12 protein-coding genes are annotated in these 12,724 nt (G+C 50.7%); 9 read left to right on the top strand and 3 right to left on the bottom strand.

Features of this window, described 5'->3' with window-relative positions; translation table 11 throughout:
• The first annotated feature begins 32 nt into the window (after positions 1-32).
• From IPI58_04890 to IPI58_04850, 9 genes are all read left to right on the top strand, one after another.
• Positions 33-482: a hypothetical protein gene (locus IPI58_04890; GenBank protein ID QQR68202.1), complete on the top strand. Its 450-nt coding sequence runs from the start codon at positions 33-35 to the stop codon at positions 480-482.
• Positions 483-492: 10 nt separating this feature from the next.
• Entirely contained in the window at positions 493-1,014 is a 522-nt protein-coding gene (locus IPI58_04885) for a hypothetical protein (GenBank protein QQR70046.1), read from the top strand.
• Positions 1,015-1,038: 24 nt separating this feature from the next.
• Complete coding sequence (locus IPI58_04880) at positions 1,039-1,470, top strand: hypothetical protein (GenBank protein QQR68201.1); 432 nt, start codon at positions 1,039-1,041, stop codon at positions 1,468-1,470.
• Positions 1,471-1,589: 119 nt separating this feature from the next.
• Positions 1,590-4,562: a DEAD/DEAH box helicase family protein gene (locus IPI58_04875; GenBank protein QQR68200.1), complete on the top strand. Its 2,973-nt coding sequence runs from the start codon at positions 1,590-1,592 to the stop codon at positions 4,560-4,562.
• The gene (locus IPI58_04870) at positions 4,559-5,299 is read left to right on the top strand and encodes a hypothetical protein (protein QQR68199.1); all 741 of its coding nucleotides are present in this window, start codon (positions 4,559-4,561) and stop codon (positions 5,297-5,299) included. Before IPI58_04875 ends, IPI58_04870 begins: the two co-directional genes overlap by 4 nt.
• Positions 5,300-5,391: 92 nt before the next feature.
• Positions 5,392-6,387: a hypothetical protein gene (locus IPI58_04865; GenBank protein ID QQR68198.1), complete on the top strand. Its 996-nt coding sequence runs from the start codon at positions 5,392-5,394 to the stop codon at positions 6,385-6,387.
• A 25-nt stretch (positions 6,388-6,412) separates the two neighbouring features.
• Entirely contained in the window at positions 6,413-8,092 is a 1,680-nt protein-coding gene (locus IPI58_04860; GenBank protein QQR68197.1) for a site-specific DNA-methyltransferase, read from the top strand.
• Between the two features lie 15 nt (positions 8,093-8,107).
• The gene (locus IPI58_04855) at positions 8,108-8,611 is read left to right on the top strand and encodes a super-infection exclusion protein B (protein QQR68196.1); all 504 of its coding nucleotides are present in this window, start codon (positions 8,108-8,110) and stop codon (positions 8,609-8,611) included.
• 10 nt (positions 8,612-8,621) lie between these two features.
• Positions 8,622-11,279 (top strand): DEAD/DEAH box helicase family protein, encoded by a 2,658-nt coding sequence (locus tag IPI58_04850; GenBank protein ID QQR68195.1) that lies wholly within the window; start codon positions 8,622-8,624, stop codon positions 11,277-11,279.
• A 159-nt stretch (positions 11,280-11,438) separates the two neighbouring features.
• On the opposite strand, the gene IPI58_04845 is transcribed toward IPI58_04850, so the two are convergent.
• From IPI58_04845 to IPI58_04835, 3 genes are all read right to left on the bottom strand, one after another.
• Positions 11,439-11,678: a hypothetical protein gene (locus IPI58_04845; protein QQR68194.1), complete on the bottom strand. Its 240-nt coding sequence runs from the start codon at positions 11,676-11,678 to the stop codon at positions 11,439-11,441.
• Positions 11,678-12,340 (bottom strand): structural protein P5, encoded by a 663-nt coding sequence (locus IPI58_04840; protein ID QQR69975.1) that lies wholly within the window; start codon positions 12,338-12,340, stop codon positions 11,678-11,680. The genes IPI58_04845 and IPI58_04840 overlap by 1 nt, the downstream gene beginning before the upstream one ends.
• Positions 12,341-12,418: 78 nt before the next feature.
• Entirely contained in the window at positions 12,419-12,721 is a 303-nt protein-coding gene (locus IPI58_04835; GenBank protein ID QQR69974.1) for a hypothetical protein, read from the bottom strand.
• Positions 12,722-12,724 lie beyond the last annotated feature (3 nt).

Below are 12,724 nucleotides of genomic sequence, written 5' to 3'. Positions count from 1 at the left end.
CGAAAGATTTCTTTGACCCGCTGGAGAACACCATGAACAAAGTTTTGCTATGCGCCTTACTCCTGCCATTGGCAGCCTGCGCTTCCGCCCAAGATCACCGCGCTGACGTTTCCAACCAAGACAAGGGCCGCCTGACGGTCGCTGCCGCCCAGCGGGAGCTTCACAAGGGCATGACGTCGGCAGAAGTCGTCGAGGTACTGGGATCCCCGAACATGGTGACGACCGATGAAAACCGCCGGGAAAGCTGGGTCTATGACAAGATTTCGACCGAAAAGGTCTATTCCACGTCCTCCGGCGGCCTCGGGCTGGTGTTTGGCGGAGCTGGCGCAACGGGCGGCGCGGGGCTGCTGGGCGGCCTTGGCGGCGGTATGAGCAGCGGTTCGGGCGCTTCCAGCACGACCCAACGGACACTCACCATTATCGTGAAATTCGATGAAGCGGGCAAAGTGCGTGATTACGCCTATCGCTCCTCCAGCTTTTAAGGGGGCCATGATGCGCAAACTTGCCCTCTGTCTTGTTGTTTTGCTGTCCCTGTCCGCCTGTGCCCAAACGGTGCCCAAGGAGGCACTGGAGTTGACGCAGGAAAGCCTCCAGCAGCGCCAATCCCAAACCCGCCGGTTCGAGACCAAGGATGAAAAGAAGCTCCTGTCGGCCGGCGCGCAGGTTTTACAGGATTTGGGCTTCAATCTTGAGGAAAGCGAAACGGGCCTTGGTGTGGTCGTCGGCTCGAAAGATCGGGATGCCACCGAGGCCGGACAGGTCGCCGCCGTCATATTCTTGAGGGTCATGATCGGCACGCCCGTGATCTATGACGAGAAGCAGAAAATACGCGTCAGCCTGATCACCCGCCCCGTGGCCGACAAGGAAACCGCCGCGCGTGTGACCTTCCAGCGCGTGGTTTGGAACAATCAGGGGCAAGTCTCAACGACTGAGCCGCTTAACGATCCCAAGCTGTACCAGGAGTTCTTCGACAAGCTCTCGCAGTCGGTCTTCCTGACGGCCAACGAAATCTAACGCATTGAAACAAAAGGAAAGCCAATGTCCCGCCATCCGATCAAGACCGTAGCAGTTCCCTTTATGGTCCTTTTGCTTCTGACCGCATGCCAGACAGACAGCCGTAATCAGGTTCTTCAGACCTCCGAAAGCCAAGTGGCGCTGCGCAGCATGCAAAGCCGGGCCTTCGACACGACCGACAAGGCCAAGACCCTGCGCACCATCATCGCCACGCTTCAAGATCTGGGCTTTGTGATCGACAAGGCCGACGCCACTCTCGGCACAGTAAGTGGAACAAAATTAAACGGTTACGCCATGCGCATGACCGTCAGCGTCCGTGATCGCGGCACGCCCCAGACTATCGTCCGCGCCAACGCCCAGTACAACATCACTGCCATCGAGGATCCGCAGCCCTATCAGCAGTTTTTCGCCGCCCTTGAAAAGGCAATGTTCCTGACGGCACAACAGGTGGATTGAAGATCTAACTCACTAAAAGACAAGGCTTTTAGAAACATTCGGCTATCCTTTATTGTCGTTATGGCTTAAGGTTTCTCAACTGGAGGGGTAGATGGCTTTACGAATCAGAGACTGGATGAATGAGAGCACACGAAGAACAATCTGGGGCAGAAAATAGGTGCTCGAAAGCAGTCCTAACCCCTTATCACGCCAAGTATTTTGCGCACGAGATTTCGACCAAGAAAGCCTCGGCGGTTGTTGATCGCCTTACAACTTCGCTTTTTGACGCCGCCGTAGACCTTAATCCGCACCAGATTGAGGCCGCGCTTTTTGCGCTTCGATCCCCCCTATCCAAGGGGGTCATGCTGGCGGACGAAGTCGGCCTCGGCAAAACCATTGAGGCCGGCATCTTGCTTTGCCAGCTATGGGCCGAACATAAGCGGCGACTCATCGTCATTTGTCCCGCCGTCCTGCGCCGCCAATGGTCGATTGAGCTGGAAGAAAAGTTCAACCTCCCCACGCTTGTACTGGAAAGCAGCAATTATGCGGAGCGTTGCCAAAATGGCGATCCCTTCGATTTTGCGGGTGTTGTCATCGTTTCCTATCAATTCGCCAATCGCTATGCCGAGCAGATGAAGGCTATGCCGTGGCATCTGGTGGTGATCGACGAAGCCCACAAGCTTCGAAACCTGTTCAAGAAAGACAATAAAATGGGCCGCAATATTCAGGCGGCCTTGGCGGATCATAAAAAGGTGCTTTTAACAGCAACGCCCCTTCAAAACTCGCTCATGGAGCTTTACGGCCTTGCCTCGCTGATCGACGACCGGATTTTTGGCGGGATCGACACGTTCAAAACGGCGTATGTCAACGGCAATCCCAACATTGACGACCTGAAATCCCGTCTCGCACCGTTTGTTCAACGCACATTACGGCGGCAGGTTTTGGAATATATCCGTTACACACGCCGCGAAGCGATAACACAGCCGTTCAGACTATCTGTCGAGGAACAAAGGCTCTACGACGAAGTTTCCGATTTTCTCCTCCAGCAAGATACCTACGCCATTCCGTGGGCTCAAAGAAAACTGGTCGTCCTCATCATCCGCAAACTTCTCGCTTCATCGTCCTTCGCGCTTGTCGGTACGCTGAAAACGATCAAAGCACGCCTTGAGAAAATGCGCGAGACCCGCAAGGAAGAAAAACTGAACCTGCGTGGCGCGTTTATAGCCGATCAGGACATTGACATCGAATATGCCGAGGATGGCGAGGAAGAAGAACGAGCCGCCCCACCCAAGCATAAAGACATCGACATCGAAAAACTGAATTACGAGATTGAGCAGATCAACAGTTTCGAAGCCCTAGCACGTTCGATCAAGATAGAAACCAAAGCCAAGGCTCTCTTAACATCGCTGCAAACCGGCTTCGCTCGCATGGGGGAACTTGGTGGTGCGCGCAAAGCTCTTGTCTTCACGGAATCCAGCCGCACGCAGCGTTATTTGAAAGAGTATCTGGAAGACAACGGGTATCGCGGCAAAATCGTGACCTTCAACGGCCAGAACACGGACGATCTTGCCAAAGACATTTATGCGTTTTGGCTCGACAAAAACGCCGAGACAGGCCGCATTACGGGATCGAAAAACGTCGATATGCGCATGGCTTTGGTCGATTTCTTCCGTGACCATGCCGAGGTGATGATTGCCACCGAAGCCGCCGCCGAGGGCATCAATCTCCAGTTCTGCTCACTCATCGTCAATTACGACCTGCCTTGGAATCCGCAGCGCATCGAGCAACGCATTGGCCGTTGCCATCGTTACGGCCAGAAGCACGATGTGGTCGTCATCAACTTTCTGAACAAAGACAATCTGGCCGATCAGCGCATCTATGAATTGCTAAAAGAGAAGTTTCAGCTTTTCGACGGCGTTTTCGGTGCTTCGGATGAGGTTCTTGGCCGCGTTGAGTCCGGCATAGACTTTGAAAAGCGCGTGCTGGAGATTTTTGAAACCTGCCGCAGGCCGGAAGAGATTGAACGAGCCTTCACGCAACTTCAATCCGAAATGGAAGAGCCAATCCAAAGCCGTATCGCCGAAACGCGCACCATGCTGTTCGAGCATTTCGACGAGGACGTGACCAAACATCTGAAGTTCAGCATGGAGGCGACAAAAAAGCGCATCGACACCGTCACGCATCATTTCTGGGAGCTGACGAAATTCATCTATGACGGGATGTTCTTCTTCAACGATGAAAAGCTGATCTTCGGCGACGATGCCGCCTTCATCGCGCGTGGGAAAAGGCCAAGCGATGGTGACCGCACGCCCATTTATCATTATCTGGAAACCAAGGCCGCCGAGCCGGTCGATCCTCTTGCAACGCCGAAGCGCGGTTCCTCCAAGGTTCCGGTGACGGGGTATCCCTATCGCATGTCCGATCTTATGGGGGAGCGCGTTATTCAAAAGGGGCGTGAGCTTGAGACGCCTTCGGCAACATTGCTTTTTGACCTTTCCTCCTATCCGCACAAGATTGCGTTGCTGGAAGAGCAGCGCGGCAAACAGGGATGGCTCTGGCTCGACAAGCTGACGATCAAAACCTTCGAAGAAACCGAAACCCTGATCTTCATCACTTGCGACGAAACCGGCGCAATCCTGCCGCAGGAATTTGGCGAGAAGCTCTTCCTGCTTTCGGCCTCGGTCGAGGGAGAATTTTCCACCTGTCCACACCAGAATGCGGCGGAAGCTGATCGTTCAGTGCGTGTCGCAGCCCTCCTAAACGAATCGGAAGTGAGCAATCACCGCTATTTTGAAGAGGAACTCGACAAGCTCGACCGTTGGGCCGAGGACTTGAAGACCGGTCTTGAGATTGAACTGAAGCAGCTCGACCGAGACATCCGCGAGGCCGACCGTCAATCTAAGCAATTGATTAGTTTGGCGGAAAAATTGGCGTTCCAAAAACAAAAAGCCGCCTTCGAAAAACGCCGCTCCCAAAAACGACATGAACTTTTCACGAGCCAAGATAAAATTGACGCAAGGCGCGAAGAGCTTATTAATCAATTAGAACGGCAACTGCAGGACAGCAGGCACGAAGTGACGCCGCTGTTTTGTGTGGAATGGAGGCTATTATGACGGAGACGCTTAATCCAATAATTCAAATCTTTATAAATCAAGAAATTCAGAGATATGGCATTTATGTTGTTCTAATTCTTGTGTTTGTCATTTTTGTTTGTTTGGTTCTAGGGAAAATGGGGCTTGATGCAAAATTTCAGGAACAACAAAGCAAATTCAATCTTCGTATAGATTCTACCTTTAATCGGTTATCAAAACTTCATGACATTGAATTCGGCATGCTTCCGAAGCTTTGGAACGATCTCTCAATGGCGCAGCGCAAGCTCGAAGAAATCTATTATCGCACCCTCCAACTGAAACCTATTGAGAATTGCACGGATGTTTCATTAGAACGATTGAATGAGTTTTTGGCACAGGCAGCATTCTCAGAAGAGGAGAAGGCCAGAGTCAGAAATGTGGAATATAGTTATAGATTTCATGCCTATCAAAAACTGAAGCTTGAAAAGGCGCATCAAGATGCCAAAACACCCTTGCTCTCTTTTTATGAAAATTACACATCAAACAAAATATTTATTGGAGATAAGCTAAGGTCGTCGATAGAGGGTTTAATCGAGACAATGAGTTTAGTTTATGCTTGGTTGGGTGAAGGGGGAAAAACAGATCTACCAGCCAAATCCTATAATCAGGAATACGAAATAAGATATGCCGCTATGAGAGATGCTTTCAAAAATATCGACAGGGATTTTCGCATTCTTCTCTACCCATCAGAAAACTTGGATCATCAAAAAAATGACTAATAAAAAGCAAAAACTGGAATTGACGTGGATTGGGAAGGATCGGGAACTTCGGTTGGAACTTCGGATTTTGCTGGAGAATAATGAGCGGACACATGGGAAGTGAAGGGATGAGAGAATTAATGATCGAAAGGTTTCTTTCAGAGGGCGCGGGAAAAATTCCCGTTCCCGACCATCTGCCTTTGCCCGCGCTGGTTTTGTACCTCCATCTTGAATTTGACGACGATGCGCACAGGTCAAAACAACTTAACGATTTGTTTTATAGGTACTGTGAGACGGCAGTGGGTCTCCAGAAGTTAGAAGAGATTATTCGACAAGACAAGCAGTCTGCGGATTGTTTCGCCGGTGCGTTAAAGGCCGCAGAGAAAGGCGAAATCGAGGCATATGTGAAGGACTACGACTTTGAATCCTTTGAGCAAGACAAGGAGAAGACCCCAGAATTTTATACGGTAAGCTTTCTTATCTGGGCTGAACGAACCGGCATACAAATTCCTAAGCAGATATATGACGAACTAGAAAATCAAATCCAATACTACGGTCTGTCTCAACACTCTCGAAAAGAAGAGAATCTGAATTTTCCTGCGATAGATCAAAAAACATTTGTACAGCGGATAACCGAGCCCCTTTGGAAAATGACGGATGCTTTGCTTTATGTCCTCGGGCATCAAAGCAATACGAAAGAAGAAAAGAAGATTGCTTTCTTGCGATATAAGCCCCGCGTTAAGCGACTGATGGGCTATATCCTAGATGCACAGCGTACACAAGACTTGAAACTGCACGACTTTAACGATCACCTGTTCGATTGCGATCAGAAAGCTGCTGAGGAAGAACGCATCAAGTCCTTTTACGCCAGCCGCGTAAAACCAAAAGAGTTTGTAGCTTGGTTGAGAACCCTATCCCTTGATCTTCCCGCAATCGATCAATGCGTCTCGGTAGAACCTCCTTGCCAACCTACCGCTAATACCTCCGTAGCAACGAAAATTGCTAAACCCATTTGGATTATCCGCACATGGTCGTTACTATGCTCATGGATCGGAGAAATTGTTGTGGCTGTTATTGCAGGATTGATTGTTATTTGGCTGTCAACCTAACCCTATAATCTGGAAAAAGTGAACAATGACAAAAAAGCAAAAGCTGGAACTGACGTGGATTGGGAAGGATCAGAGGCCTCGGTTGGAGCCTCGGATTTTGTTGGAGGATGATACAAAGTCGTATCACGCGGAGAAGCGCGTTACGGATCATGATTTGTTCGACAATAAGCTGATCTTTGGCGACAATCTGCTCGCGCTTAAGGCGTTGGAGCAGGAATATGCGGGGAAGGTCAAATGCGTCTTTATCGATCCGCCCTATAACACCGGCTCGGCTTTCACTCATTACGATGACGGGTTGGAACATTCCATCTGGCTCGGCCTCATGCGCGATCGTCTTGAAATCCTGCGCAACCTTCTCTCCGAAGACGGCTCAATCTGGATCACCATCGACGACAACGAATGCCACTATCTCAAGGTGCTTTGCGACGAGGTGTTTGGGCGTTCTTGTTTTATTTCAGACGTTGTTTGGCGCACCTCTGACAACAGCAACAATAATGTCACGAAATTCTCTCTCGATCACAATGATGTTCTCATCTATGCAAAAGAGCCGGATTGGTCGCCCAAATTTCTAAACGATATGAATAAGAGAAAACATTTTAAGAATCCAGACAATGATCCAAGGGGAGCATGGTTTGATGGAAACCCAGTAAACAATCCCGGACTAAGAACCAATTTGCAGTTCGATATTGTTACCCCGAAAGGAAATAAGATCAAGCATCCGCCCAATGGATGGCGTTGGTCGCGTGAAACGATTGAAGAGAAAATGAAAACCGGTGAGATTCGCTATTCGCCTGACTATACACGCCTTATTCGTCGCACTTATCTCGCAGATATGGAGGGGCTCCCTCCTTCAACCTTATGGACTGACCTTGAAGAAACAGGTCACAACAGACAGGCAAAATACGAGCTAAAGAACCTATTTCCTGACGTAAAAGTTACCGACCTATTTGGGACACCAAAACCAGAGAGGCTTCTGCAAAAGATTCTTCTCTTGGCCACCAATCCGGGTGATCTCGTCCTCGATTCCTTCGCTGGTTCTGGCACGACGGGCGCGGTTGCTCACAAAATGGGGCGGCGGTGGATCATGATCGAACTCGGCGAGCATTGCCATACGCATATCATTCCGCGCCTCAAAAAGGTGATCGATGGCGAAGACAAGGGCGGCATAACCGAAGCTGTGGGTTGGAAGGGCGGCGGTGGATTCCGCTATTACGCGTTGGCTCCATCGCTTATCTCGATGGACAAATACGGCCAAGCGGTCATCAACAAAGACTATGATCCCGCCATGCTGACACAGGCGATGTGCAAGCTGATGGGCTTTACCTATGCGCCGTCCGAGACAATCTATTGGCAGCAAGGCCATTCAACCGAGACCGACTTCATCTATGTGACAACGCAAACGCTGGATCAGGCGCAGCTCGCCGCCTTGTCCGAAGAAGTGGGCGACAAGCGCAGTCTTCTTATTTGCTGTTCCGCCTTCCGAGGCAAAGCGGATGCGTTTGAAAACCTAACCCTCCGTAAAATCCCCCGTGCCGTTCTTACCAAATGCGAATGGGGCCACGACGACTACAGCCTCAACGTCCAAAACCTCCCCTTGGCCGAGGAAGAGCAAGTGGACATCCCCACGCCTCGCAAGGAAAAGGCCAAGGCTCGTGCGAAGGCGAAATCTAAAGAACCGTCTTTGTTTGGAGATGAGGAAGCATAAGGAAAGGAATAGTCGATGGAGTGGATTTCATTGATATGGAATAAGCTAAACAAGCCCTTGCACTATCTTTTTGTAGGGGCGGCGCTGTGTGTTTTTGCTCCATCGAATGACACATCGGATTATACTTGGACTGGGTATATTTTTATCGCTTTTGGGATCGCCGGAGCTATTGAATGGGGCCTTCATAAAGCAAAAGATGCTTGGGCCAGTCACCAACAAGCCAAGCAAATGCAGCAAATACTAAAAACTCTAAATGCTGATGAGCGAGTTGTTATGCTGGATTTAGTAAACAAGAATACACGCACGGGGCAACTTAACTGGGATCAATATCATGGGCTTTTGGGACGGCCAGAGGAATTTACACATTATAAGAACGTCATCATTGGATTGACGAACAAGGGTGTTTTAACAGCATCACATCAAGGAAAAAGTGTTGTCTATCACATTCCTGATAACGTCCGGAAAATTATTGATCGCAAGCAGGAAATTATAAAGCCTGTCAACGTACAGAAAGCTTAGGATAATCCCCATGAACCGTCATCTCAATGCCATTTCAAACCGTCTGTCTCTCCGCACGCCGCAGAAGGAGTCTCTCGAAATCCTCGCGCGGGTGGCGGAGATTATCTCTTTCGACAAAGACCGTGATGTGGCGGAAGCGCTGAAGACCATCGCTTCTGAATATCCGTCGGTCGAGGATTTTGAGCGCGATTTTCCTTCGCTCTGTTTCGCCGTTGCTACGGGCGTTGGCAAGACGCGGTTGATGGGGGCTTTTATTGCCTATCTGCATCTCGCGTATGGGATGAAGCATTTCTTTGTGCTGGCCCCGAACCTGACCATTTATAACAAGTTGATCGCCGATTTTACGCCAAACACGCCGAAATACGTCTTTCAGGGCATTGCGGAACTCGCCATTACACCGCCGGAAATCATCACGGGCGATAATTACGAAAGCGGGCGCGGCATTCGCGGAACCGATCTTTTGGGCCATGCTGACAATATCCACATCAACATTTTTAACATCTCAAAGATCAACACCGAGACGCGCGGCGGGGCTTCACCTCGGATCAAGCGACTTTCGGAATATCTGGGTGAGAGCTATTTTGAATATCTGTCTAAGCTCGACGATCTTGTGCTGTTGATGGATGAATCGCACCGCTATCGCGCTTCGGCGGGCATTCGGGCGCTCAATGAACTGAACCCTGTTCTCGGTCTTGAATTGACGGCCACGCCGCAAATCGAAAATGGCGCAAAGGCCATTCCGTTCAAGAATGTCATTTACAGCTATCCTCTCTATAAGGCAATGGAAGATGGCTACGTGAAGGAACCAGCGGTTGCGACGCGCGAGAATTTTAACCCGCGTAATTTTACGGAAGACGAGCTGGAAAAGATCAAGCTCGAAGACGCCATTTGCATCCACGAAAACGCAAAGGCCGAGCTGAAGGTCTATGCTGACAACAACAATCGGCCCTATGTGAAGCCGTTCATTCTCGTTGTGGCACAGGATACAACGCATGCCGAAAACCTTATGGCTATGATTAAGTCGGATGCGTTCTTCGACGGGCGTTATAAAGATCGCGTGATTACCGTTCACTCGGCTCAACGTGGCGAGGAAAAAGACGAAACGGTTCAACGTTTGCTTGCCGTCGAAGACCCTAATGAGCCGACAGAAATCGTCATTCATGTTAACATGTTAAAAGAAGGTTGGGACGTCACCAACCTTTACACGATTGTGCCGTTGCGCGCCGCCAATTCGCGCACCCTTGTTGAACAGTCCATTGGACGTGGTCTTCGTCTGCCCTATGGCAGGCGTACAGGTGTTGCCGCCGTGGATCGTTTGACCATTGTGGCGCATGACAGGTTTGAGGAGATCATCCGCGAGGCAAACGATCAGCACTCGATCATCCGTGCGGGAGTTGTGATCGGCAAAGACATTGCCGCAAAACCTAAACAAGCGGTTGAGATTAAATCTAATGTCGAGTTGATGGTTTCAGGGGAAGCGCCGGTAAAGCCGGAACAGAAGCCATTGTTCACAGAAGCAGAACGCCCCATTGCCAAGGCGTCTTTTGAGGTTATCAAGGATTTTGAACGGTTGCCAAGTTCTCGCGAGTTATTGAAGCCGGAGACGCAAAAGAAAATCGTTGATCGTGTGATGGATAAAATTGCGCCTGCCCAAGGAACGCTCGACGTTATCATTGACAAGCCCAACGTCGAAAGCATCGTGCGGAGGCAGATTGAGGCCTATGTCCAGAACACCATCGACATCCCGCGCGTGACGGTAACGCCTATCGGGGCCGATAGCTACGAGTTCACGGATTTTGATCTCGACACAAAAGACCTGCCGCGCTTGCAGCCAGTTGAAGATAAAATCCTGATCCAGCATTTACGCACCTCTGAACGCGAACAGATGGCCAAGGGCGAAACCATCGGCCAAGAAGCGCGGCTCGAAGATTATATTGTCGCCGTTCTTATCGATAAGGATGACATTTCCTACGATGACCACGCTGATCTGCTTTATAAATTGTCGGGGCAGATGGTTGCGTATGTCGCTTCCTATTTGAGCAGCGATGCAGAAAAAGCAAAGAATGTCGTTCAGTTCTACCGTACCAAACTGGCCGATTTGATCCACGCGCAGATGGATGCGCATGTGAAGCTTGGCTACACGGACTTTCACGCCTCCGTAACGCGCGGGTTTGAGCAACCCAAGATGGGGGCTGTAACGATTGATGCGGGAGAGAAAGTCAGGAACTTCCGCCAGACGCTAACCAATGTTTCCGATATTCGCGGCATGGTGTTTGAGGGCTTCTCGAAATGCCTCTATCCGCAACAGAAGTTTGATTCTGATACCGAACGGCAGATGGCCATTTTACTGGAAGATGAAAAGGATGTTCTGAAGTGGTTTAAGCCCCTGCGCAATGACGTCAAAATCTATACCAACGATAACGACGGCTATGAACCGGATTTCGTTGTCGAGACATCCAAAGAAAAGCTTCTTATCGAAACCAAGCGTGCCGATGAGGTTGATGCCGACGCTGTTCAACAAAAAGCCCGTGCCGCCGTCAAATGGTGTGAGGCAGCGACAAAGCATGAAACGGAGAACGGCGGGAAGCCTTGGCGCTACTTGATTGTGCCACATGATGCCGTGAGGGCGAATACCACGCTTTCGGGGTTATTGACGCAGTATTCATAATGCGTTTAGTCGCATTTCAGTAATTGTTGCCTGATAGTATTGTAGTCTATGAGGGCTTCTGGAAATGCCGCATTTGCAGGAGCCAATTCAATTTCGTCCGCAAGTTTCTTCTGAAACTCGCGGCTATATTCCTTAATCGGCGGACAAACGCAGGCGGGGTTAGAACTTGCCGTCCCGCAGGCGCTTAACAAGGTCAGCGCGAGTGCGAGGAGCATCCATCGCGGCGCGAAGTTGGGCATCTTTGATCTCCGTGATTTTCTTGAGTTGGTCATAGCGTTCTGCGGTGCGTCCTGATTGGCGCGCGCCGAAGAGGACGGCGGCCACAGATGCAGCAACCGTGCCCCAGCCAATGATTTTGATAAGGTTGCTGGAAAACCAGCTTGTGAGGATCGTCCACATCAGCGCAGGCCTTTCCTATGGTCGTCAATACGCGCCCAGACCATCACGCCGATGCCGATGAGTGTGATTGCCAAAAGCAACCACTTGGCCGCGTCGAGATATGGAACGAGCGTTTGAAGTGTGTCGCGCGCAGGCGCAAGGCTGTCCTGCAAGGCGTTGACGGCACCAAGACCCACCGTTGCCGCAGTAGCGGCCTTTCCGCCCTTTACGGTGCGGGACTGTTGCAGGTTCCTAGCGGGAGGCTCCACGCCTGCCAACGTCAGTGCCTTGTCAAGCTGCGCAGCCGTGTACGGCTGCTGGCCGTTCTCAAAACCAATGATAGCCACAGCCAGGGCCTTCAAATGCTCATGTTTGTGCATATCTAGCTCAACATCTGCACCGAACCTAGAGCCTTCGCAAACAGCCTTGATGTAAGCGACCGTATCGTTTTCGGAAGTAGGAGCCCAACGTCCAATGATTTGTCGGATGGTGCGCAAGCCGTGTTTGACCTGATAAGAGATCAGTGTCCGGGCCAGCGCGCGGATCCCGTAGATCGGCGTACTGAACACGAAGAACTTCTCGTCCGTTTGGGTTTCAGCCAGTCCCTGCCATTTCGTTTCCGTCTTTTTCAGGTTGCCGGGGTTGTTGTTGCGAATTCCTCGTGGAAGCGTCTTGTTTGTCATCTTTTCAGTCCTTTCGTTAAGGCACAATAAAACCGCCAGTTCTTGGGAACGGCGGCTGGGGTGGAAATGTGGCGGCGCTTAAGACCCTTTGCTCGTCCACCAGCGCAGGACGTTGTCGAGCACGAATCCGGCGATGGCTCCCAACGTCAGGATCACGGCAAAGCCGCCTTTCCAGCGATTGGCGAGACGGTCAAGCTGATCAAGGCGCGAGTCGATGCAATCCATCTTGGCCTTGATCTCGGTGACGGCGCTGACCAGCGCGGCGACTTGCGCTTCAAGGCGTCCAATGCTGCGGAAATATTCGATCTGTTCGTTGGGACTCATGGCAAAGCTCTCCTGATCCCGCCTATTGGGCAGGCTTTCCGTTTGTGTTTGGGGCATGGG

Source organism: Alphaproteobacteria bacterium (assembly GCA_016699305.1).
Classification (GTDB): Bacteria; Pseudomonadota; Alphaproteobacteria.
Note: the sequence above shows the minus strand (reverse complement) of the source record. Positions and strands in the feature narration are given on the sequence as shown.

Excerpts from the sequence above, each read along its gene's own strand:
- IPI58_04890 (QQR68202.1), top strand. The coding sequence starts at position 33 with ATGAACAAAGTTTTGCTATGCGCCTTACTCCTGCCATTGGCAGCCTGC.
- IPI58_04885 (QQR70046.1), top strand. The coding sequence starts at position 493 with ATGCGCAAACTTGCCCTCTGTCTTGTTGTTTTGCTGTCCCTGTCCGCC.
- IPI58_04880 (QQR68201.1), top strand. The coding sequence starts at position 1,039 with ATGTCCCGCCATCCGATCAAGACCGTAGCAGTTCCCTTTATGGTCCTT.
- IPI58_04875 (QQR68200.1), top strand. The coding sequence starts at position 1,590 with ATGAGAGCACACGAAGAACAATCTGGGGCAGAAAATAGGTGCTCGAAA.
- IPI58_04870 (QQR68199.1), top strand. The coding sequence starts at position 4,559 with ATGACGGAGACGCTTAATCCAATAATTCAAATCTTTATAAATCAAGAA.
- IPI58_04865 (QQR68198.1), top strand. The coding sequence starts at position 5,392 with ATGGGAAGTGAAGGGATGAGAGAATTAATGATCGAAAGGTTTCTTTCA.
- IPI58_04860 (QQR68197.1), top strand. The coding sequence starts at position 6,413 with ATGACAAAAAAGCAAAAGCTGGAACTGACGTGGATTGGGAAGGATCAG.
- IPI58_04855 (QQR68196.1), top strand. The coding sequence starts at position 8,108 with ATGGAGTGGATTTCATTGATATGGAATAAGCTAAACAAGCCCTTGCAC.
- IPI58_04850 (QQR68195.1), top strand. The coding sequence starts at position 8,622 with ATGAACCGTCATCTCAATGCCATTTCAAACCGTCTGTCTCTCCGCACG.
- IPI58_04845 (QQR68194.1), bottom strand. The coding sequence starts at position 11,678 with ATGTGGACGATCCTCACAAGCTGGTTTTCCAGCAACCTTATCAAAATC.
- IPI58_04840 (QQR69975.1), bottom strand. The coding sequence starts at position 12,340 with ATGACAAACAAGACGCTTCCACGAGGAATTCGCAACAACAACCCCGGC.
- IPI58_04835 (QQR69974.1), bottom strand. The coding sequence starts at position 12,721 with ATGCCCCAAACACAAACGGAAAGCCTGCCCAATAGGCGGGATCAGGAG.